The sequence below is a fragment of the Prevotella sp. C561 genome (assembly GCF_000224595.1).
GTDB classification, from domain to species: Bacteria; Bacteroidota; Bacteroidia; order Bacteroidales; family Bacteroidaceae; genus Prevotella; species Prevotella jejuni.
Window position 1 is genome coordinate 26,648 of the sequence record NZ_JH114139.1, and the last position, 25,462, is coordinate 52,109.

Annotated in this window: 12 protein-coding genes; 10 read left to right on the forward strand and 2 right to left on the reverse strand. The window is 44.3% G+C overall.

All coding sequences use genetic code 11. The features are described from left to right. Position 1: 1 nt before the first annotated feature. A complete protein-coding gene (locus HMPREF0666_RS00105; protein WP_009010216.1) occupies positions 2–2,194 on the forward strand; it encodes a peptidase domain-containing ABC transporter in 2,193 nt (730 codons plus the stop codon). An 882-nt stretch (positions 2,195–3,076) separates the two neighbouring features. Here the strand turns inward: HMPREF0666_RS00105 and HMPREF0666_RS00110 are convergent. Continuing rightward, positions 3,077–6,871 carry a TIM-barrel domain-containing protein gene (locus HMPREF0666_RS00110; RefSeq protein ID WP_009010217.1) on the reverse strand — a complete coding sequence of 1,265 codons (3,795 nt, stop codon included), beginning with the start codon at positions 6,869–6,871 and terminating at the stop codon, positions 3,077–3,079. Positions 6,872–7,004: 133 nt separating this feature from the next. Further along, entirely contained in the window at positions 7,005–7,154 is a 150-nt protein-coding gene (locus HMPREF0666_RS17135; RefSeq protein ID WP_157600210.1) for a hypothetical protein, read from the reverse strand. A 1,277-nt stretch (positions 7,155–8,431) separates the two neighbouring features. Here HMPREF0666_RS17135 and HMPREF0666_RS00115 point away from each other — a divergent pair. The 9 genes from HMPREF0666_RS00115 (at position 8,432) to HMPREF0666_RS00165 (ending at position 23,927) form a co-directional block, all read left to right on the forward strand. Next, the gene (locus HMPREF0666_RS00115; RefSeq protein ID WP_009010218.1) at positions 8,432–8,626 is read left to right on the forward strand and encodes a hypothetical protein; all 195 of its coding nucleotides are present in this window, start codon (positions 8,432–8,434) and stop codon (positions 8,624–8,626) included. Between the two features lie 60 nt (positions 8,627–8,686). Then, positions 8,687–10,441, forward strand: a complete 1,755-nt coding sequence (locus HMPREF0666_RS00120; RefSeq protein WP_009010219.1) for a hypothetical protein — start codon at positions 8,687–8,689, stop codon at positions 10,439–10,441. A gap of 1,997 nt (positions 10,442–12,438) precedes the next feature. Beyond that, positions 12,439–13,830: a hypothetical protein gene (locus HMPREF0666_RS00130; RefSeq protein WP_232214032.1), complete on the forward strand. Its 1,392-nt coding sequence runs from the start codon at positions 12,439–12,441 to the stop codon at positions 13,828–13,830. A gap of 18 nt (positions 13,831–13,848) precedes the next feature. Continuing rightward, positions 13,849–15,858, forward strand: coding sequence for a hypothetical protein (locus tag HMPREF0666_RS00140; RefSeq protein WP_009010221.1), 2,010 nt, complete (start codon positions 13,849–13,851; stop codon positions 15,856–15,858). A 10-nt stretch (positions 15,859–15,868) separates the two neighbouring features. Continuing rightward, positions 15,869–19,255, forward strand: coding sequence for a hypothetical protein (locus HMPREF0666_RS00145; protein WP_009010222.1), 3,387 nt, complete (start codon positions 15,869–15,871; stop codon positions 19,253–19,255). A 6-nt stretch (positions 19,256–19,261) separates the two neighbouring features. Then, entirely contained in the window at positions 19,262–21,916 is a 2,655-nt protein-coding gene (locus HMPREF0666_RS00150) for a hypothetical protein (protein WP_009010223.1), read from the forward strand. 37 nt (positions 21,917–21,953) lie between these two features. Next, positions 21,954–22,535 (forward strand): hypothetical protein, encoded by a 582-nt coding sequence (locus tag HMPREF0666_RS00155; RefSeq protein ID WP_009010224.1) that lies wholly within the window; start codon positions 21,954–21,956, stop codon positions 22,533–22,535. Position 22,536: 1 nt separating this feature from the next. Further along, positions 22,537–23,241: a hypothetical protein gene (locus HMPREF0666_RS00160; protein ID WP_009010225.1), complete on the forward strand. Its 705-nt coding sequence runs from the start codon at positions 22,537–22,539 to the stop codon at positions 23,239–23,241. Positions 23,242–23,558: 317 nt separating this feature from the next. After that, positions 23,559–23,927 carry a TerB family tellurite resistance protein gene (locus HMPREF0666_RS00165; protein WP_009010227.1) on the forward strand — a complete coding sequence of 123 codons (369 nt, stop codon included), beginning with the start codon at positions 23,559–23,561 and terminating at the stop codon, positions 23,925–23,927. Positions 23,928–25,462: the final 1,535 nt, after the last annotated feature.

Consider the following 25,462-nt stretch of genomic DNA (forward strand, 5'->3'; position numbering starts at 1 on the left):
TATGTTGTTAAATAGATTTCCAGTAGAATACCAAATGGATTCACAAGATTGTGGTCCTGCATGTTTAAAAATTATTGCTAAACATTTTGGAAAGTTCTACTCTTTACAGTCTCTCAGAGATAAATGCGGTATTACCAAAGAAGGCGTCTCATTGTTAGACTTAAGTACAGGTGCAGAAAGCATAGGATTACGCACATTAGCAATAAAATGTACTATTGATGATGTGGTAAATAGCGTTCCTTTCCCTGCTATTATTTTTTGGAAAGATAGCCATTTTGTAGTTGTATATCATGCTAACAAGAAATATATTTGGGTTTCTGATCCTGCAAAAGGTCGTATTAAGTATACTCATGAAGAATTTAAAAAAGGTTGGTATCAAAAAGGAGCTAAGCAAGGTGTATTGTTGGCTATAGAACCCACCGCAGAATTTAAAGACAGTAAAGCAGAAAGAGAGCAAAGAAAGAATACTTTTTCGAGTATTCTAAAATATTTTACTCCTTATCAGCGTAACTTTACACTGATTTTTGTAATCATGCTCCTTGTAACAGCTTTACAAGGAATGTTGCCATTTATTTCTAAAGCAGTTATCGATGTAGGAATAAAGACCTCTGATGTAAATTTCATCAATATGGTCTTAATTGGAAACATATCTATCCTGCTTAGTGTAATGATATTCAATGTAATACGTGACTGGATATTGATGCATATTACAGCAAGAGTCAATATTGCACTTATTTCAGATTATCTTATAAAACTGATGAAGCTTCCTGTTACTTTCTTTGAGAACAAACTCCTAGGTGACATTCTTCAAAGAGCACAGGATCATGAGCGAATACGCAGCTTTATCATGAATAATTCATTATCTTTGATATTTTCAATATTGACATTTGTTGTATTCTCTATCATCTTACTGATATACAATGCTATCATTTTCTATATCTTTATATCTGGCTCAATTTTGTATGCTGGTTGGGTATTGTTATTTCTCAATATTCGCAAAAAAATGGACTGGGAATATTTTGAGTTACTTTCTAAAAATCAGAGTTACTGGGTTGAGACGGTATCTTCCATCCAAGATATAAAAATTTATAATTATGAGAAACATAGACGTTGGAAATGGGAAGAGATACAAGCACGTTTGTATCATGTAAACAAGCGTGTGTTAGCCATTACAAATGCCCAGAATCTTGGAGCACAATTCATTGAGAGTATTAAAAATATGGGTATTGTATTCTTCTGTGCCACAGCAGTAATTAAAGGAGAGATTACGTTTGGTGTGATGATTTCGACCCAATTCATAATAGGTATGCTCAATGGCCCCTTAGTTCAGTTCATCAATTTTATTGTATCTGCACAATATGCCAAAATAAGTTTCCTCCGAATTAATGAAATCAAACAATTAGAAGATGAAGAAGAATTATTGTCAGTTGGTAGTACTACAATTCTACCAGAGAACAAATCACTTATATTAGACAATGTAAATTTCCAATATACTGCCAACTCACCATTAGTATTACATAATATTTATTTGCACATTCCAGAAAATAAGGTGACCGCTATTGTGGGAGGTAGTGGCTGCGGTAAATCAACCTTATTGAAACTCTTAGTTCGTTTATATAAACCTAGCTATGGGGATATAAAAATGGATAAAATGAATGTAAATGCTATTAATCTACGACAATGGCGTAGTATGTGTGGTGTAGTAATGCAGGATGGAAAAATTTTCAGTGATACAATATTAAACAATATTGTCTTAGATGACGAACATATTGATTATGAACAACTACGAAAAGTTTGTAGAATAGCACAAATAGAAGATGAAATAAATGCAATGCCAAAGGGGTTTGAAACCAATATCGGTGAAAATGGTCGAGGGCTAAGTGGAGGACAAAAGCAAAGACTTTTGATAGCTCGTGCTCTTTATCGTAATCCACAATACCTTTTTCTTGATGAAGCCACAAATGCATTAGATACTATCAATGAAAAGAAGATAGTTGAAGCTTTAAATAATGCATTCCTTCAGCGTACTGTTATTGTTGTTGCACATAGATTAAGCACGATTAGAAATGCTGACCAAATTGTAGTTTTAGACAAAGGATATATTGTTGAAGTTGGTAATCATGACTCATTAATGGAAAGAAAAGGTCATTATTTTCAAATGATTGCATCCCAAATGCCTTCATTGGAAACATAAACTTATTCCACACATGGGTCCCTAAGAGTTAAGTTCCTAAAGTGGACTGATAAATACTTGGACTCTGACATAAAACACATACAGCGAGTTATCAATACTCTTAAACTGTGAATAGTTTGAGAAATACATTAGTAGAGTATTTACAAAACATCAAAGCTTTTGAGCCTCATTGATGAAGTCTTTTATTTGGTAAGTTCGAATGGCCGACTTACCAAATATCTATTATACCAACTAATACAAGAGATTTCGCACCTTTATCCCAAATCAATCATTAGAGCCTAAACATATTTTGTTTTATTATCGAGCAGATTGTTTGGCTTTGCAACGCAGGCGTAGCGGGCTACGTCAAGTTATAAAGACAGACAAGATGCCGACAAGAAATAAAAGACATTAGGAAACAACACAAAAGCAAAAAGTTTTAAAACATTGTGGTCTAATGACTGATTTGATATTAATGTCACTCCTATCATTCTTTACAAATAGGTAATCGACTGTCATTATGATAGTTACAACTAAATGTTAAAATGACAGTAACTTGAAAATAAAAAATATTGTATTGATGTGTAATAAATGACCTCTATGTTTAGTAGGGTTTAGTCCATTAGTGTATGAATGTGTTTTAACATTTTCTCTTGTAATTTAGAAAATAAAAGATATTAGGAAACAACACAAAAACAAGAAGTTGTAAAATATTATGATCTAATGACCGAGATTTGGGTTTATTCCCTCTTTAGGGAGGGAGGTAAAGTCATTAATATTTATTTGTTGCAACTTACTCTTTAGTACAGACACAAAAAAGAGTATCTATACCAAAGAGTAAGTTTATAATTCAGAAATAATAGTTATAATTACTATGAAAATTTAAAAGCCAATATTTAAAACTCACAACTCCACCTGATTCAACTGCTTATCCACCAACAAGCCCTTGGCTGTTGTGTTCTTAACGGTAAATGGTTTGAGGGCCTTCATACGGATGACGAGGAGATCGGCATCGCCATTGAACGTATGGTGGTCGCCTACGTTCACAAAGGTTGGGTAGAGCACCTGCGAACCATCGCTGTGACGGCGGTCGTAGGTGAGGTTGCGCATCACCATTGATGGGTCGGTTTCTACCTTAACGAACTGCAATTCCTTCGGACTATATGGGAAGATAAGGTTGAAGGCATTGACTGACTGCAGGTCCTTACCCTTCACCTTGATGATGACATCGTCGCCTGCAGCGTATGACTTACGGTTGTATTCGTAGTAAACCTTACCACCAACAGGGGCTAAGTCATCGTCGTTCCAACCATCCTCAAGGTGCATGGCAACATTCGAAATGTCGTAGGCATCAATCAAGCCGTTGCCGTTGAGGTCGCCACCAGAGATATAACCATCAAAGTCGGCATCGCCCTTCTTAAGACCAGTATAGTTCATATAAGAGGTGAAATCGTTCTCGTCAACCTTACCATCGAGGTTGATATCGCCCGGAAGAATTGTCTTTGTACCAGGCACCTTGAAGACATAGAACTCACGACCAGAGCCGAAGTTGCCGACAGCCTCCTTCACGCTCACCTTCACATAACGTGCTACAGGATGGGTAGGGAGCGTCACCTCCTTCGTTCTACCGTCTCGTGCCCACTGCTGCGGACCGATTTCTGTCCATGTCTTACCGTCCTTGCTGACAGCAATATCACACTTGGTTATCGTACCGTTACCGCCATTTGCACGTGGAACATACTGCAGTTTGTCGAGCGTGTTAGTGCTATGTAGGTCGACAGTAAAGTCGAATGGCACCGCCTTCGTATAATAATAGGTGTGCCAGATGTCGCCTGTTGTATTGAAGTCGACCAATCGGCTGATTTCAAAACCTTCCATATCACGGGCTGTAGAGGTAGCGGTAAGACCCTTGATAGCGTACTCCAACGGGTTGACAGCCGTCTTCACGTGTAGTGGTGTCCATTCGCTCGCACCCTCACTATTGACCGCCCGCACCTTAAAGTCGTAGTCGGTAGCTGGCTGAAGGTCGTCGAAGAGAAGCGAGTTGTGGCGGATGGTGGTGTAAGTCTGGCCATTGAAGGCTATCTCATAGTAGTCGGCATTCTGCACAGGAGCCCACTTCGGTGTGACACTATACGACTGGACATCAGCTTCAAGCAGGTTGGGAGAAGTCAAGACACCCTTCTTTCGTAAGGTCTCGTTTGACTTTCTCAACTGCTCAAAGCCGTCCACACGGAGCGTCACGGCCTCCTTCGTGATGTCGCATGACGCCAAGCGCACGATGATTTGGGAATTTTTAGTTACCAGTAGGCGTTCCATCTCGCTGCCAGCCGTTGCGAAACGATTGATGTTAGAAGCCTGAACATACTGCCACGTGTTGTCGCCCTGCTCTGCCTCCGTTAGTCGAATCTTCTTTCCACCGACAATGGCAGTGACCTTCTTAGGCTTAGCGTTGGTGTTCAGATAGAAGGTTGTCGACTGATTTTTGACCATTCCATCGAATGTTCCCACAGTTTTGTCGATGCTAACCGTCAGCACCTTCTTGTCGTTAAGGTCGGAGGTAATGAGCGTGGTAGCCCCCTCTCCGTTAAGATACTTCTGTGTCGTACCGTCGTCATCATAGAGGGTAAAACTTGTCTTACCGTCTGGATAGAGTTCAAAGATGCGTCGACTCTTATCGACCTCAGAAGGGTTATTATTCGGATTGACCATCGGAATGATAGCACCCGACCTGACTAAGACAGGCAGTTTCCATATCGGTGCGAAGTAGTCGTTCAGTATGCAACCTCCTTCGTAGGTAGCTCCTGTGAAGTAGTCGTACCATGTTCCCTTCGGTAGATAGATGCCATTGCGCACGTCGTTGCCCTCCTTATCGGCCGAAGTGTTCTGATAGACGGGTGCAACAAGGAATGATGGACCGTACATATATTGGTAGCGTGTGGCACTGCCGTGGGTGTAGTCGTTGCTATCATCAAGGAACATCGCACGCATGAGGGGCTTCCCTGTCACGGCCTCATGGGCACATGAGTAGGTATAAGGGAGTAGCATCGACTTGAGTTTGAGGTAAGAACGGTTGATACTCGTCGCTGGCTCGCCCAAAGCCTGCGGATACTTAGGGTTACTACCCCACCCGTCCATATTCAACTGCATAGGTGTAAAGGTCTTCCATTGGAAGTCTCGGATGTTTACGGAGAGGTTTTTCCCACCAAAGATACCGTCCATGTCACTCGTGATATTGCCCATTCCGGAGAGGCCTGAGCCTATATAGGTTGGGATATGGAAACGAATATACTCCCACTCGCCACCGGTCTGGTCGCCCGACCATACTCCGCCATATCGCTGTGTACCGGCCCATCCGTCCAAGGTGATGATGAAGGGACGCGCATCGCTGCCGTAGTAAGGCATGATATGGGCCACATCGGCGATACCATTCAGACCAAAGGAATAGCCTGCACCAACCCATGCTACATCGGTCTTCAGCACACGCACGCCCGCATCGCGCACCTCCTTAACGATGTCACGCTGCAGGAGAGCTGAGATACTGTCCACTGGGTGGAGGTTTGACTGGGTCCATAGACCTATCTCAACACCATTCTTACGGGCATAGTCGCCTAAGCTCTTAAGATTGGCAATATTACCATCAAGGGTCGTTGTCTGCCCATAGCCTGCCCCGTAACCATCGTTAGGAAGAATCCATCCTAACGGCATGTCGTCTTTCTTATAACGGTCGATAACGGCACGAGCAGAGAACTGATAGTTCTGCTTCTCACCATTGAGGCTCTCCTTGATACCGCCATTGTCTTTCTGACTCTCTACATATCTCTTTCCGTCTTCGAAGCTTATTCCCTTGCCTTCCTCGGTGGTCTCCTTCCAATAGTCACGATTATAGGCATTGAGGTGGCCCTCATAGAAAGCAAACTTAGGCAATAAGACGGGGTTACCGGTCAGTTGATAATAATCGCGAAGCAAAGCGACTGGGGTCGTGTCGACCATCAGGAAGAGGTCGAGATAAGGCATGTCATGACTGATCGTCACCGTGTTCTTGTCCGTACTACCGAAGTCGTAAGCACCGGGAGCAAACGTGTAAGGCATGGCCGCATAGCCCCCTGTCGACCAATAGAACGGTGCTGGCGAGGCCACACCACCATCGGTCCAACTGTTGGTATTGACTATCTCGATGCGTTTACCACGATGAGAGAAGCGTCCGTTCTGTACTCCTCCACCATAGAAGAACTCTCCCACGGCATTACGAAGCGTCACCGTGGTGCGATTCTTCTGAAAGTCAACACCCTTTACCTCCTTAATAACCTCCTTACCATTGCGGAGGTCGGTGACAGTCATGAGTCCTGTGCTGCGGTCGAAACGCACACGTAGCTCGGCAGTAGACACGTCCACATCGGCATCCGACGCATTGATACTCAGCTGTCCTGCGTCCTTACGTGGGTTGTCGACGAGGATTTGCGCAGGAGGAGTGCTGGATGGGTCGCGCACAATGCCCCCCTTAGGGTCGCGGAAAAGGCGGAAGACGTTCTTACCATAGAAGTCAACCGTCATCACACCACCATCGCTGTAAGTAATCTCTACCGTTGTTGGGTTGATTTGTCGAATACCGCTTACTACCGTTCCATCAGCAAAAGCGGTCTCGCCCACTGCTAATAACAGGGCAGCAAGCAGCATCTTTGCTCTTTTCTTTTTCATCTTATAGATTTTCGTTTTCGTCCTCTAAGCTTAGGTTTAGGCCTGGTCAGCGAACTACTTCTGGTTCTTAGCTTTTGATTGTTATTGTTACGTAGTGGCAAAGGTACACCATATTTTTATAAATTACAATGTTTTAACCAATAATTTTCATACTCATCAGCTTTTTACGTCCTCCTCCCCCTGCTTCCTGCCGATTGTCTTTCCCATTCTTCCCCCGCCTTTCCTCCCGTCCCATCCACGATTTCTTACCGTCAGCGACTGTCTTTCCTACTATCTGGGCCACGCTGTCTTGCTATCTGGGCCACGCTGTCTTGCCTGCTTCATCAGTCTTTCCTGTCAGCTGCTCCGCTCTGTCCTGCTATCTTCGCCACGCTGTCTTGCCGGCTTCGTCAGTCTTTCCTGCAGCATGCGCCACACTGTCCTCGTTTCTCAATCGCCCCAAACGTGTAAACATTTTTCGCCCCCTCTCCTATCCTGCCCACGCCTTTCTACACTCAAGAACATGCCCTTCAACATTCGAGAACATGCCCTTCTTGATGCAAGAAAAGCCCCTTCTTGGTGCAAGAAAAGCCTCTCCTCGATTCGCATTCATAACCCTCTGAAAACGTGCTGGTTATATTCTACCTTCTTACCAACATTCCCATCATAAATAAAGGGCCACCTCGCCGCGTTTTGTAAATGTTTTTCATACGGATAGAGAATTACTCAAATCACCACGAGGCAGATACGCTCACCGACACATAGCGTTTCTTCTTCTCACAGAGGGCAATCCTTTCTCTCACGTTGGAAATTTTTTCCTCTCACAGAACTCACAGATCTAACAGAACCTTTTTGCGCACTGTTTCGAACTCACAGAACGCCTCCGGCATACAGATATCACAGAACGTTATAGCTAAAGGTGGCTGTAAGGTTCTGTGTTATCGGTTGACTTAATGTCTCTGTGGGCCTTTGTGAAATCTGTTCTTCTGTGGTCTTCTGTGAGAAATAGAACGCACCCTCGCTATGAGATGAGACGCATGTGACTCGCTGGGGAGATTTTTCTCTCACAGAGCCCACAGATTTAACAGAGCATTTCCACCAACGTTTCGAGCCCACAAGATAGTGGCCCCTCCCCCAACCCCTCCCCCGCAGGGAGGGGCGTAGTATGTGAGGTTACCCCTACAAGACTGCCATTAAGGGACATAACGAAGCCTACATCCTCTCCATAGGGGTATCTCGGTGATCACGCCCCTTCCCTTCGGGGGAGGGGAAGGGGGAGGATCCAGCTGGAGACGAAGGAGGGGTAACCTCGGTGATTACGCCCCTCCCTTTGGGGGAGGGGAAGGGGAGGGGCCAGCTGGGGCTGGGGGTGAGGCCTCTGTTAGGTGCTAATGATGTGTTAAACATCCTAAATTAAAATAACATTCGTAAAGGATATAAACGCAGAATGAAATGTTTTTTATATCTTTGCGGCCGAGTTTAATAAACATTATACTATTTATAAACATAAATGTTAAGTCGCTTTGTCGACCTGAGTAGCGTACTCTTTATCTAATAAGGTAACTAAAAAGAAGAATTAAGATGATAAAATTAAATGAATTAGACTTGCTGTATGCGTCAAGCACAGCAAGGAAAGACTACGTGTGTCCCGCAGCTATGCTCGTACACATAGAACCTGAGGGCTGTCTTGCAGCTGGAACTACACGCATGGGGGGCAGACATGAGAATGCCTACGACAATGATAATGAGTGGGAAGAAGAGGAGGATGATAACTAATAGTCGCTTTCATCGCTTATTAGAAAATATTAATTAACAGAGAAAAGAAAGTTTTTTACAATGAAAAATATCGTTAGTAAATTATTAGTCACAGGATTGGTGGGCGCATGCTTTGCGTCATGTTCTACCGAGTCTATCGAAGAGGTGGGCGGTAAAAAGGCGGAGGATTACAAGGGGATGACCTGCTTCTCTGACGAAGGACCAGCCACGCGCACCGCAGGAAAATATGTCGCTCAGTCCTCTACCGAGCCTGCTCACGTGGCATTCCTGTGGACACAAGGCGACAAGATATGGGTCAACACGACTGGGGGGACTACCTTTGAGAAGAATGACAAGGATGATATCAGCGAAAAAGTGGCTACGTCTAACTTCTACTTCACGAAGAACCTCACCGCAGAGAGCTATAAGGTGAGATATACGGGTACGGTCTCAGACAAAGCTGACGAGGTTGTCTTTGCTGCAAAACAGAAACAGACCGCCCCCAACGCTGCCGACCTCATCGGTCAATATGGCGACTGTGGTATCGCTACAGCGACGAAGAATGCTAATCAGCAGTATTCTTTCAATCTCGCTCACAAGGCTGGCTACCTCGTTCTGACACCCTACTCTTCGGTCCACAACTTCGCCTCCTCTGTCGGTGTTCGGGCCGTGTACGTCACTGCCAACGAGGGTCTTACCGGTACATACACGATGGCTGCAGACGGAAAGCTCACGAAGAAGACGGAAGAAGGGAAACAGATTGTGTGGTACTATCAGCAGGATGTTGCAGGACATGACAATATCGATGAAGAAGATGGCAAACCTTGCCTCCCTATCCCAGCCACTTCTGATGCGTCAAAGAATGGCATCATCATCGTTCTCCCCCCTGGTGAATACACTAACCTATCAATTGAATATCTTTTAGTCGACCCCTTGAGCGGTGGTAAAGGCTATTATAAGAAGACCTATAAAGGTACGGTAAAGGTGGAGGCAGGCAAGCCTCACTACATCGCAGAGAACATCAAGCTCTATGAATACGACAAGAACCAGTACTACACATGGGATGCTGCGACTGGCGAATACTTCTGGAAGGGGCATGAAGACCGTCAGCCTATACTCCCAAGTGACGTTGACCTGTATCGTGAAGACGGTTTCCCAGATCCTACTGGCACTACGGACGCACGAAGCTATAACCATTCACAAGGTCACACAACCACCGTTGACGGTAATAAAGCACTGAAGAGTGCTGCTGACGCAATGAATGTCAACGAGGCTCTATGGCTGGTAGAGAAAGGTTCACCGATGTGGGATAAGACGAAGCTATACGCTATCACCTACCCTGGTAATGTATGCCATCTCTTCAACACTGGTGTGTGGTTCAAGACACTGAAGAAGATTGCGGCGGACGAAGGGAAGACTTTAGAAGCCTTGAAGACGCTTGCGCCCAACGGAAAAGACTATCGTATCGATCCTGCTGCACCAGAGGTTAATGTAGAAATAGCGTCATTCGGGCGGCCAGCTAAGGCTAACACTAATGCGGACTACATGTTCTTACCTTGCACAGGGTTCTATGGTTTCGAACATACGCAAGGAGCTTCAACCCAATTAGAAACACCCTACAAAATTGCAGCCCCACTCATAGGAGCCACTGCAATGTATTGGACTTCATCAGCTGCAGCACGTTCCTCTGAGGGTGCATACGCTCTTAGCATCTTCTCTTCAGCTGTGATCGACGAGTACACCGTCTCTGTAATAAACACAACCAAGTATAGTGGTCACCCTATCCTCTTCGATAACATGGGTGTAAACGGCCCTGGTAAATTCCGTATAAAATAAGAGTTCATACACTAAACCTCCCTCGCCTTGCCGCATCTAAACTATAAAGAGGCATACCAAAAGAGATGACCCGCCTACGCTGTGGGCGCATCATAGGAGCATCTAAGATGTGGCGAGGCAAGCGAAAAGCGAGGCTCTATCTACCTTTTGGACACGTTATTGGATGGACTAAGGCGTGGCAAGGCAAACGAAAAGCGAGGCTCTGTCTACGCTGTGGCCTCATAATAGGCTCGTCTAAGGGGTGGCAAGGCAAACGAAAAGCAAGGCTCTGTCTACCTTTTGGACACGTTATTGGATGGACTAAGGCGTGGCGAGGCAAGCGAAAAGCGAGGCTCTGTCTACGCTGTGGCCTCATAATAGGCTCGTCTAAGGCGTGGCAAGGCGAGCGAAAAGCGAAGTACAACAATTTTCATGATTTCATAATAGAATAATATCAAACCTTAGTACGTACCTGGAACACTGAGTTTTTAGTTAGGCATCACCTGCAATACAGGTGGTGCCTACCCTTTCTTCCTCCCCCTCCGAGCACGAATAAGAAACTCCCCTATCCTCTTAACATCAATCCATCACACCAAATCTGTAAACTATTTTCGCCCCTCTCCTATCCTGTCCACACCCTCCTACACTCAAGAACATGCCCCTCAACATCCGAGAACATGCCCTTCTTGATGCAAGAAAAGCTTCTTCTTGATGCAAGAAAAGCATCTCCTCGTTTCGTGTTCATAAACCTCTGAAAACGTGCTGGTTACATTCTACCTTCTTACCAACATTCCCATCGTAAATAAAGAGCCACCTCGCCGCGTTTTGTAAATGTTTTTCATACGGATAGAGAATTACTCAAATCACCACGAGGCAGATATGCTCACCGACACATAGCGTTTCTTCTTCTCACAGAGGTCAATCCTTTCTCTCACGTTGGAAATTTTTTCCTCTCACAGAACTCACAGATCTAACAGAACCTTTTTGCGCACCGTTTCGAACCCACAGAACGCCTCCGGCATACAGATATCACAGAACGTTATAGCTAAAGGTGGCTGTAAGGTTCTGTGTTATCGGTTGACTTAATGTCTCTGTGGAATGCTGTGAGTTCTGTTATTCTGTGTTCTTCTGTGAGAAATAGAACGCACCCACTGTAAGAGAAAGGACGCTTGAGAATCGCTGGGGAGGTTTTTCTCTCACAGAGCGCACAGAGTTCACAGAGGTTTTTGGCGCACTGTTTCGAGCCCACAAGATAGTGGCCCCTCCCCCATCCCCTCCCCCGCAGGGAGGGGCGTAGTATGTGAGGTTACCCCTACAAGACTAACATTAAGGGACATAATGAAGCCTACATCCTTCTTATAGGGGTATCTCGGTAATCACTCCCCTTCCCTTCGGGGGAGGGGTCGGGGGAGGGGCTAACTGGTAGTTAGTATGTGAGGTTACCCCTACAATACTAACATTAAGGGACATAACGAAGCCTACATCCTTCTTATAGGGGTATCTCGGTGATTACGCCCCTCCCTTTTGGGGAGGGGAAGGGGAGGGGCCAGTCTGTGTGGTGGTTGTTGGCCAGTCTGTTGTTGGGGGTGGTCAGCTGGGGAGAGAGCATAAGCCAGCATTACAGTTAGACACAAACAGTAAGGGAATTAAGGCTGAAAACAACAATTAAATATTTTTTTGTATTGTTATTAGTCGTTATTATAAAACTTTTTACTTACCTTTGCTGCGTGTAAATGCTGGGAGAATTAAACTTTACATCAGCATCGAAGGAATAATCCTAAATCCTAACCAGTGAAAATGAATAACTCTAAATACATTACACATTAATATAATATAGGTAGCACAACAGTAACAATCGTTGCGTTTGTGATGCCATGGCATACCACTATGTAAGGCATTACAATGCAGGTTCCCACCTTTGTTTCGTTGTGTTAAGACAATCGTATCATTTACTGACAACTTGGGAACAGTAGGTTAAATATCACATAAAAGCGATGATTAACAGTTGTAAGAAACAATTGATCAATAAAGATCAGCTTAAAAGTAAGCTACTAAAGACGACGCAAGCACTTACATGGACGGCCTTAACCATCTTTGGCTTTATAGGTCTAAGCGCATGTAGCTCTAAGATAGCGACCGTATCAGACACGAAGTATATACCCGAATTTCAACAAACATATTTCAGTAAGGGCGTCGACGAGATATCACCTGACAAGCTATCGTTATATGTAGACTATTCAAAATGTATCTCATTAGGGCAGAACTCTCCCTTCTTTCAGGCATTAGTTCCATCATGGACCGATGCTACAAGGAAGTATTACTCTATCAAAGGAAATCGTATTGAGCAACATCAACCAGACTCAACCTTCGTGCTCCTACGTAACATCGAGGAGACAAATTATGCCGACCTCAAGACGGCAGCAGAGCGTATGGCCAATGAGAACAACGAGTCAGTGCTCCTTACCGATGGTGAATATTTCCAACCATCCATTGCTAAAGGGAATATCAACAACCCTTATATGGCTGGTGCCTTAAAGTCATGGCTGAAGAAGGGACATGACATCTATATCCTTTCAGAGCCTTACACAGAGCCATATAATGGTCAGACTTTCAACAAGAAACGTTTCTACATCCTCTTCACAGACTGTAGGCTGAAAGGGAATATCTATGAGCGTATCATGCAGACTATCAACCTCAAGCAGTTCCCACAGGTTGAGTTGTTCCACCTCTCGGCCGACCATCCACAGTTGCTATCGAAGAATGCGCAGACAACCGAGCCTAATCAGCAACTGAATGCCAAGGTATCATCGAATGAAAATGGCTATGAGGTGCAAGACTGGGAGATTGATTGGGAAAACGGCATAGAGCCTTTGATTGTTAATGCAGTCAATCCTAATACAGGTCAGCCACTCCCTGATGGAGAGGCTTTCATCTCTGGTTGGAAATTAGACAGAGAGAGTTTCGGTGGTTATCGCATAACAGGAGTATCGGCTAAGGTGTATAATATCAATCAGGAGTACTCTGATTTCTACTATGCCAAGGATGCTAAGCAGAAGCCAGAAGCCAAGATTGACCCCGTCGAGTGCGAGTATTTCGTAAAAGTAGACCCCAAAGAGTTCAACGAACATGGTAAGATTGATTTACATTTCGATACACAGAACTACAATCCAGACCCAGTGCTGAATGGCTCACCATTCAACTATTTCAAGATAGACATCTGTGTATCAAAGGTAGAACCATTGTTTGAAAAGTACAAACATATCTTCACCTTTGACAGTATAGACATTCCTGGCAATAAGAATGTGTCCGTAGCAGCGAGCGTGGAACAATGCCTTACCGACCCAGACATTAAAGCAATGATTAGCAGCTGTCCTATCTATACCATCTATGTAAAGACTAATGAGCGTTAAACCTAAAATTATTTTAATATGACACCTATAACTAACATCTCACAACTTAACCAGTTGATGAACAGCACAATGGTCTATGCTGTTGTCGTTGGCTTCGTAGCCCTCCTTTTAGCCCTGCTCCTTTCAAACATGTTCCCATGGGAAGGTGGCAACGACCGTTCGTATATCAAACGACGTATTGCATTCATTGTAATAGCAATCATAGCCGTTTTGGGCTTTTGGCTATACAATGATTTAGTAGTGATGACACATATCCATAACATGGGATTTCAGAATATGTTCAAGGCATGTAACCTTAAATGTATGGGCATCAACCTTGGTGTCTACCTCGTTGCAGGTGTTGCACTAATGTTCACCTTCCGCCATTCTAAGTTTGGATCTATACTCGGTAAAGAAAAAAATAATATCATCATGGCAAGACAATTCTTCGTACTTGGTATCGGTGGAACAGGTATGCGCTGCATAGAGTCGCTTATCCACCTGTGTGCCATGGGTATGTTTGATGATACAGACATTCACCTACTGGCACTTGACACAGACAAAAACAACGGTAACTTCTCACGCTTAAAGGAAGTAAAGGATGCCTATTGCAACACTAAGGGGCAAGACAGGGCAAACAGAGTAGCGCTGAAGAACTCGTTCTTCTCTGCTAATATAAACTATTACGAGTTTAGCCCTAACTACGAACAGAAGAGTACTTTTAAGGCTGTCTTTAACTATGGTGACACACAGTATAACCATAGAGAGGAGACAGACTTAGCCGACCTCGTGTTATCAGAGAATGTGGAAGACTTCAACCTCCGCCATGGCTATCGTGCACAAACCCATTTAGGATCAATGATGATGTATCATTCTATCCTCGAAGCGGCTAAGTCACCAGCAAATAATGAGTTGAAACTATTCCTTAGCGAACTCATCAGAGCCTCTCAGAACGGCCAACCAAGAGTGTTCATCCTCGGTTCGGTATTCGGCGGGACAGGTGCTTCGTCTATCCCTATCATCCCACAAGCAATCTCTAAAGCTGCTGAGATAATGAGCAATGGAGCTGCCAACGTACTCAGAAGTGCCTACTTTGGCTCTACTCTTCTTACTGCCTATTTCAGCTTTAGAGCGCCAAGTGGTGGCGAGCTAAACAATCAGAAGATTATTGCAACAAGTGATAAGTTTGCGCTTAACTCACAAGTAGCAATGATGTTCTATGATGATGACGCTACGGTAAAAAGCACTTATCAGAAATTCTATATGCTTGGAACGGACAATCTTAGCTGGAACCCAATGCAAAGAAAGGAAGACACAATAACGCAAACAATTACAGGTGGCGAGCAACAAAAGAATGACTCCCACTATATAGAACTGCTTGCTGCCTGTGCTGCGCTCGACTTCTATAACACGGATGAAAGCCAACTTCAAGAAAATAAGAACCTCCATAAGACTGATTATCAGTATCGTGCTGTTTCTGAAAGTGGTAAACTTGACTTTGAAGACTTTGTCGGTAAAGATAGAGCCAAGGAGTTTGCACAGAAGTTTGGAATGTTGATAGCCTTCTCTCTCTTTAGTAATGGCAAGGATGACTTTGTCGAGAGTGTAAGGTCTGGAGGCCAGAAAGAAATCCAAGAGTTCGTCGAAATGGACATCACACAGGCAAAGAGTTTGAGAGAATACTTCAACCTCTTCTTCGTGAAACAAGTGGGAGACAATCTTCAAGAGGGTTGGCTCCGACAGATCCATCGCTCTGCTGGTGGACAGGATACCTTCTTATTCAATGCCAACCTATTCTCTCCTATGACGTTCAAAGAGCTGATGAAGATGGATTGGAATAAATGTATCTATAGAAACGAAGGCATTGGTAAAGACAATACTTATAGTAAGAGTGGAGTGTTGGGATTTGGTTCTTTATTCGACCCATTCAAGAAACAGTTCATACAAATGCGTGACACTACAAAGGAGTGGCAGAACCTTACCAACAAAGGAGAGCAGCTGTATAAGTTAATATTCGACACATTAGCAAAGTTGTATAAGTTTAATTAATAGGGAAGTTATGTCAAAAGCATTATTGATAAAGAGTTATACCAACCTGACAACAGGAACTCAAGGTCAGTGGAACGAGCTTAACATGGCTTCGTCCTACATCCAAGGTATTGAAACAGGAAAGATATTAGAAGGGTTGACAGCGGAGAAACTTGCTGCACTCATCTCTGGTGTTCCTACACCATGGGCACGTGCAAAACTCTTCAAGTTTGCCTTGCAGACAATTGCAAGCCCCGACCCAAATATTAAAGCGTCTGGTTTACAGCAGTTCTATGACATGCTCTATGGTGAATGGAAGGGTCTGTTAGCAACCATCGCACTGTTCCCTGATCGTATTCGGTTCTCTAATCCTATCAAGATGGACGTTAAGGGAGATGAATATGATATCGCTGCCGCATTCGGTCGTATGCTTTTTGAAGATAAGGACGTGTGGGGCAATCAAGATAAACTTGCTAAGAACCCTGACGAACAACCGTTTATTCACCTCATCTACTACCGTGACCACTTGGTCGGTGGCACCTCCCCAATGACAGGTGTCTTCACTGGTGTCAACTATGCCAACCTCGGTGATGATGCCAGTGACATAGAGTGGTATCGTGATGGAAAGTTTGAAGACCCAACGAGATACCTCTCCCCAGACCAGTTACAAAAGGTCTACTTGTTCATAAAGAATATGAATAGCAACCTTGAGGAGTTCGAGAAGAAGATTAATTCTCAAAGAGGTGGTAAACAACCTATATCCATCGACGGCTTTAAACAGATGAGTCGTAAATGGGAACAGGAGTTGTTATATTGTGGTGGAGGTAACCTTCGCGATAAAGGACCTATCGCTAAGTATGGCAATCTGGAGTGTCCTTTCTCACTTCTCCTTAAGAGTGATGTGCCAGTCTACCTTAAACCAGACTACACCTTCACCTATACTAATAATGGAGACTACAAGCTCATTGGCGATATTCAGGACCTTCTTAGCGATGACAAGTTCGTCATTGGCTGGGCTGAGGATGCTGACACACGTCCGAAACTGTCTGATGCTCCGGTGTTCTACCTAAGGGTCAAGGAACTAAAAGACGGCAGTATGAGCTATTTCACACTCCCTCTTTCAGAAAGAGGTATAGATATCTTCAAGAATAATCTACGTGGTCTGTTAGGGTACAACGAGAGCGGTAACACCTCACTTACAGGTGTTATCACAGACGCAGGACAGTTAGCAGTAACGCTGATTGTAGAGATTGACGGTCAGAAAGTGACGTTGAATACCCGTGAGTATGAGATTGATTGGATTACAGATCTGGGTAAGGTGATTATGTGGCCAGACTTTGTTTCAGAGAGATGGGACAAGTATTACCTCTATTCAGAGTTTACCGCCGATGCTCAAGAGCAGTTCCAGCCTATCTTCAAGTGGCAGGGTGAGTTTGTAAGGACCATTGACAAAAAGTTTTGGACAGCCGATTACGAACCTTCAGCAGATGAAGATATACAGATAAAGGTCAAGAAGCTGATTACTTATCCAGCCGGACAAGGTGAAGAACTACCTAAGTATAACATCATCTGTGCTGACAAACCTTTAGCCGGACTATCTGCTTTTGTCAAAGACACAGGCCGTGATGTTCACGCAGGTTACCTCATCTTCCGTCAAGACGTGATAGTCGACAAGAGTACAATAGACCTAAACGGTACTGCCGTGGTAGGTATTGACTTTGGAAGTAACAACACCTGTGTATATTATAATGCAGGCGACAGAGGGGCTAACCCTGTTGAGTTTAAGAATTATAGAACAGTGCTTGTAGGCAAAGAGAACAGCGATACCCGCTCTATTGCAGAGAATAATGAGCTACTGTTTTTTACCAACTATGTATCCGAGAACGGACAGGTTAAGTCTTGGCTCCACGAACATGACACAAGGTATAACTGCTATAATGAATCAGAGGAAATCGCTGGTGGTGTCCCTGTAAACAGACCGAATATCTTTGTGAAGGAGATGAACCAGTATGAAATCAAGACTCAAGCTGGTACGTTACACTATAATATGAAGTGGCTGGACAATGACAAGGGCTTACAAAAGAAGCGTGCTTTCCTGAAGTCTATATGGCTGCAAACCTGCGCATACCTTTATAAAGAGGAGCGAATACGGCCAGAAGAGCTGCGATGGAGTTACCCTGGTTCGATGATGGAGGCCGACAGTGCCGAGCTTGAGAAAATCTTTGAAGAGCTATGCCGAATGACCCCTATTACAGGAGGACGTCAACCACAATTAGGTAGAGAACTAACTACTGAGGCCGAGGCTGTCTGTAGCTTTGCCCTTTCACGTGACTTCGGACTGAACAAGGACAACATGTTCCTCGGTATTGATGTCGGTGGAAGTACGAGTGATATCCTACTCCTTGCCAAAGACCAGAATAATGGCAACAAGTCGTCACTCTATCGGGAGAGTTCTGTCCGCATAGCTGCTGGAGTCTTCTTCAATGCAGTCATCAAGTCAGAGTCATTCCGTCAGGCGTTAGTTAGTTTCCATGAAGGAAGGAAGACAAAGGTCTTTGTTGCTAACATCAAGGAAGTTCTGACACAGCCATCAAAGGCACCTTACTATCTGAACAGTATCTTCGACCAATTAAAGAGCGAAAGCGACTACGAGGAGTTCTACTCTTCTATCAACAATAATGCGAGGTTTGTATTCACAATCCCAGCCTACGTGACTGGTCTGCTGCTCTTCTATTCTGGCATGCTGATAGGTAAGACTATCAAAACAGAGAAGATGGACCATATCAGAAGGGTTGATGTTCTCTCCTTTGGTAAGGGTGGTAGACTCTTCCATTGGCTCAGAAGTTCGGCAACACAAAGGGTGACAAACGAGTATTATGAGAACTGTCTCAATGCTGGTGTAAACCTTGTTACAGAAAAGAACTTGGAGGTGAAATACCGAGATGAGATTGAGATAAACAACAAGGCCGAGGTGGCAATGGGACTTGTTGACGCTAAGGAGCTCATAAAGAAGCAACAAGAGGTTGATTCAGACATCTGTGGTGAGACTGGCGTCAAGTACATCATGGATGATGGTACGCCTAAAGAGCTCCAGACAGAAGATGAGCTTACGGGTGAGTACTTTGCAAATGAGATGAATAAATTCGACTTCTCAGGAGTAACAAACTTTGAGAAATTTATGGAGATATTCATCGACTTTGTCAGTCAAAAGACTCGTCTCTATCCACAAGCAGACAATTTGCGAGAGGAACTCGCAGACCTCCCGAACAGAATCACAAGCTATATCTGCAATAATGATGATGAGTACCGCAAGGCACGTAGGACTCAAGGCGACGATTTCACCTATCATCAGCCAATCATCATAGCAGAAGGTGCTTGCTTCTTAGACACATTAATAAAGAAAGCATTCAATCAATAAACATTAATGAAGGTTCTTACTTTATACATAGATAAATGGTACATCATCGGTGCAGTTTGCATCGATGGTGTGCCACGTCCCATAACTCCTCCTAACGGGGAGGACCGTTTCTGGCTTTACTTCTATGAAGATAGAGTCAACGACACTATTGTCTATGGTAAAGATAATAAGCAACATTACCATAATAATGAACTTCAATATTATGGTAATGTCTTTGATCTAATTCCTGATACGACCGCCTCGTTCATACGATACAGTCGAAAGCAGGAGATGTACAAGATATTTAAGGCCTCAGGTATTCTTGACGAGTTAAGAGACGCTGTCGATGACAATGGAGGAGAGGTAGAGACTTATATCTCTTTCTCTAAGGACATCTCTGATGCTGCCCGTCTTGTCTTCCTAAAAGACGTACTGGAAGGAAACATGTTCACCGTAAAAGAGTCGGTTGCCCGTATCGGACAACTTGCCTTAGAACTTGCTTTCAAGAAGGGACAATATGCGGAAGATGGGTTCTATGTACTGCTCAATGCCTGCAACGAAAATCTCACCTATTCTGTGTATGAGCGCACAGAAGGAATCCTGTTAAGGAAGGCTGAGGATAGTCTTATTGGTATGGGAACCGACCTCAGAGGCAGGGCTTTGTTGGAGAGTGTTATCAAGAGTATCAATCAACGCCAACATTTCCTCGACACAGAAGAAGACCTTGAACGTGAATATCTCTGTCTCAATCAGTATGTCGACCAGTGGATAGACAAGTTAGAGAATGCAGGTCCATACCGTCCTGTCCACATTAACAACATTAAATTCTCTCAACTCCCTAACACATACGACGCTGTTGTCTTAAAAGATGATATCGACAAGCATACACGTAGCATTGTCGATGATATCATCAGAGAGATAACTAATTTCATCAACAAAATCAACATACCTGCAGGAAAGCTCAAAGGAGTTGTTTTCTTAGGAAACACTTTTACAAACGAACAGTTTATCAGAGCTATCAAAGAGCGTTACGCCCTACCTGACAAGAACTATATTTTCTTTAAGGACTCCGAACTCCCACATATTGTTGCAGTCTATTCTGCAATAGATTGCGACCAGTTTTCAGAGGCAACTCGTGTAGCCATCGCCAATGGTGAGACTGAATTAGAACGCCGAAGACTTGCACAAGAGGAAGAGGCAAGAAGAGTTGAGGCCGAACGACAGAGGGCTGAACAGGAAGAAAAGGATAGAGCTGCGCACGAGTCAGAGAATAAGTATAAAGAGGCGATGGCCAATATCTATGATTATGAGAAGAAGCAAGACTATGCCCAGATGTTAGATTGGGCCGACATCGCACTTCAACATAATCCTGACGACCAAGAGGCAAAGCAGAAGAAGGCTGAGGCTACACGACTCATGTCGGAGAAGAAGGTGAAAGAGGAGCAATATAAAAGTATCATTCAGCGAGCACAAAAGAGCTTTGAGGCTATGCAATGGCAAGAAGCACTATCGCAAAGTGATGCCGCACTGAACCTGATGCCGAACTCTAAAGAGGCTGAACGTATCCACCAAGCAGCAAGAGAAAAGATTGACTCGCTAACCTTGATTGATAAATATCTTACTCGTGCTGATATGTTCCTGGCGCAACAATACTACAAAGAGGCACTCGATGAACTCAAGAAGGTACAGGCTATTGACAACGAGAACAAGGACGCACAGGAGCGAATACAGAAGATAGAACAAGAGCAGGAGGCGCATGAGCAACGTGTTACAGACCTCATTAAGCAATACCAGATGGCTGAGGAGGCCAAGGACTTCGACACTGCTATATCCTTGTGTAACGAGCTGATTGACACAGACACCGTCTACCAACGTAAGTGGACAGAAAGGGTTGAACGACTGAAAGCGGCAAAGCTCGACTTTGATAAAGAGGAGGAGAGATGGCAAAAGCTTAAACGTCAGATTGACTCGGCCCTCTTCGACGAGGATTGGGATAAAGTAGTTACCTATGGTCATGAGGCACTCAGGATGCGTGAGGACGAGAACCTCCGTAAGAATGTTGCCCGTGCTGAAGAGAAACTCGCTACCTTACAGGCTGAGAAACGATACAAAGATGCTGTCCATGAGGTCAAGGATTTCATCGTTGACAAGAATTGGGACGAGGCAAAAGACCTATTGACAGAATTGCAAAGGGAATATCCTGAGCATCGTAACGACCTGAAACTGCTATTCAAACAGATATTCGATGCCGAGACTGCCTTTCAGAGTCAAACCTTAAGCGAAAGCAGGACACAGCCTGTTCGGACTGTTAGCAACCGCAATTCTCAGCATCAAGAAGATGATTTCTTTGGGACAAGCGGTAAGACAACGACCACATCAAGTGGCTATTCTAACACCGTCTCCAATGCTGAACAGGCGTATGCTGAATTCTCCTCTACGGTAACAAAGGAGGAAACACAGGGTGATGACTTCTTTGAAACAGGTGGTAAGGCATCGACGACAACAAGCGGCAGCACCCACTTCACCGCCATTCCCGACCCTCAGCGTACGACAGCTACTGGTTCATCAACAAAGAAATCGACCGATGAGGATGATTTCTTTGACATGAAAAAACCTCCTGTCAAGGGCAAGACAAACAGAGGGAAGACAGCAAGAGACACCGACAAAGATTTTGATTTTTAGCATTCACATACAATAAACATTTAATCAATTAGTAATTATGGCAGAAGTAACATTAAAGAAAAAGATTACTCTTCGCAAAAAGCAGGAGGAGTGCGCATTCACATTCTCAGGTAAGCTTAAAGTTAAGTTGTTATGGAACTCACCAACAGACTTAGACCTTTGCATCTTCTTTAAGAAGAAGGATGGCGAAGTAGGTGGCGTCTTCTCTAATGAGTATCGTGGTAGAAAGAGCGACCTCGGCGCATTGGATAAGTTCCCATTCATGCTTCACTTAGGCGATAACAAGGAACCTTCAGAGGGCGGTGAGGAGACTGAACAGATCAACGTTGCCAATCTTGACGAAATCGATACCGCTTACGTTTGCATCATCAACTACAATGCAGCAATCGAGCAGCTCGATATTACTTACGCTGACGAGGGCGGTCGTGTTGAACTTCAGAGCGACTCTGGTGATTACCTCGAGGTATTGGCCGACGCAAAGGAGACTGGTCACGTTTATTGCGTATGCTCTATCAAAAACAACGGTGGCAGCTATGCGCTCAAGAATGAGAGCCGCGTAATGGATCTTGGTACTGCTTTCGATGAGATACCAGGCTTCGCAATTATATGCAACGAATAATATGGTTGAAATTAAAAGGAAGGTTACACTGAGGACAAAGACGTCTCAACCAGAGGAGAAACCCGCAACAGAGGTGACGCCTGAGGTGCAGTTGTCTGCGTCCCAACAGGAACCAACACCTACCCCACCTCCTCCTACAGAGCCTACAACCAATGCTAAGGGCAGTAAGGGGGGTGGAAAATGGAAGGAATGGTTGGCTGCATTTGTTCTTGCATCACTTCTTCTTGGTGGCTATCACCTGTACAACAACAGTCAAGGGAATGACGCTCAGCACACTACTACTGTGGCTAAGACCGACAGTACGGATACCCAGAAAGACTCTACACAGACTGCCCAAGCTGACTCTACAACTAAGGTGAAGCCTGAAGCTGACGGCAACAACGTTGCCACAGAGACTGCTAACGAAACGGCAGCCGAAGGCAGCTCGGTTAGCAAAACCACTATTCCTTCAAGCAATACCTCAGCTAATAACACTACTGCTAACACAACGACAGACCAGCAGACAGCGTCTACGGATAATCTCGGGACGTCAAGTACTACCGAGCCAACGGCAGCTGAACCGGCTAACTCTGTCCAAGAAACAGCAAAGGATGTTATCAGAGGAACATACGGTAATGGTGTGACGCGTAGGCATAAACTGGGTTCTCGCTATGAGGAAGTCCAGAAGCGTGTCAATGAAATGTACCGACAGGGACTAATTCGCTAATACCTTCACTCACTTTATACATGAGGGTGTACTCAAATCAATAGATGAGTACACCTTCATACAAAACGAATTATCATGCTGATATACATAATTCTCGCAGTCATTTTATGGCTTGTACTCCCCATTTTCATCAATGGACGTATCAAAAAGAAACATGACCGAAAGGCATTAATCATGCTGTGTCGTATCTTGGCCATCGCGTTTATTGCCCTTGGCATTTATAGAGAATTATTTATCTAAACGCATCTTGCGTTGGTGATCATATCACCTTAGCTTACAGAGATAAGTAGAATTAATTATAATAACATTTCAGATTTATGGAAAAATTAGATGAATTAAAGAAGAGTCTACTTGCTGATGGCAAAATAGACAAGGAGGAAGTAGAGCAACTACGCAAAGTGCTTTATGCTGACGGAGTAATTGATGCAGAAGAGGTTGCCTTCCTCTTCGAGCTCAACGACGCTGTTTCTGGTGAGAACAATGCTCCTGAATGGAAGGAGTTCTTTGTTGAAGCAATATCTGACAATATCCTTGCAGATGGTGAAATCGACGAGGAAGAAGTGAAGATACTGTCTGAAAAGATCGGTGCTGACGGTCAGGTAGATGAAACAGAGAAAGCTCTGTTGCTGAACTTGAAGGCTAAAGCAAAGAATTTCCCAGCTGCCCTCGATTCTCTTTTGAAATAAACAATAATGTAAATAATATCTTTTTGGATAATTACAATTCGGTAGGAGGTAAGCACTCATCACATGTGCTTACCTCCTGCTGCGTATTACCTCGTATGGCTTTATCTTTGGACTCGAGTGAAGATGGTCATGTGCTCCCCTCTTATTGCGCATTATTTGGTTTGATATTTCCGTTGGTTCCGAGTGAAGATGGTCATGTGCTCCCCTCTTATTGCGCATTATTTCGTATGATATTTCCGTTATTTCCGAGTGAAGATGGTCGTGTGATTGTCTCCTACTGCGGATTATTTGGTTTGATATTTCCGTTGTTTCCGAGTGAGGATAGTCGTTTGAAAGGCTCCCACTGCAGATTATTTCGTTTGATATTTCCGTTGTTTCCGAGTGAGGATGGTTGTGTGATTGTCTCCTACTGCGGTTTACTTAATACGCTACTTTATGCTGTCAGAACAAGCGTTCGGCATCGGCTTAAACCATGCTTATAACCTTCAAGAAATCAGGATGTTATAAACATCCTCCAAGAACATGCCTTTCTTAGTCCAAGAAGAGCATGTTCTGCGTGCAAGAAAGGCATGTTCTGAAATGTTGTTAAGGCCCTTCTGCAATCGAGAAGGATGTGGGGAGAAATCGTGGAGAGATTTTTCTCTGACAAAGCACACAGCGACCTCACCCCCAAACCCTTCTCCGAATGGAGAGGGGAGTAGTATGTAAGGTTACCCCTATTGGCCTGCTTGCACATTTCGTAGAGTATTTTTTCTCACAGAACTCACAGACTTAACAGAGCTTTTCTACCAACGTTTCGATCCCACAGAACGCCTCCGGCATACAGATATCACAGAGGCCTTCCAACTAAGATTAGCTGTAACGTTCTGTGATATCGGTTGACTTAATGTCTCTGTGAAAGTTTGTGCGTTCTGTTCTTCTGTGTTCTTCTGTGAGAAAAAAGAAAACACTTGAGAGTCGTGGGGAAATTTTTCTCTCACAGAGCGCACAGAGTTCACTGAGCCTTTTGGCGCACATTTCGAGCTCACAGAAGGCCTTCGGCATACAGAGTTCACAGAGCGTTACTGCTAAAGAAGGGTGTTCGGTGATGAGTGTTAGGTGTTGATGATTAGCCTTGTTGGTTGTTAGGTGTTGAACGTTGGGTGTTAAAGAATACCTATAGAGGGGACAAGCCAATGGCACATCCCCATCACGACGCAAGCAGCGTAGTAGGGGTAGCCTCGGTGATCACTCCCCTCTCCATTCGGAGAGGGGCTGGGGGTGAGGCTCCAGAACGCCTCCGGCATACAGAGGTCACAGAGCGTTACTGCTAATGTTGGCACGAATAAGGGACAACAAGTAGCCTACATCCTTCTTATAGGGGTATCTCGGTGATAACGCCCCTTCCCTTCGGGGGAGGGGAAGGGGGAGGGGCCATCATCTTTCTGAAACCCTGTGTGTTCTGTTCTTCTGTGTCTTTCTGTGAGAAATAGAACGCACCCACTCTATGAGATAACACACAAACAACTCGCTGGGGAGGTTTTTCTCTCACAGAG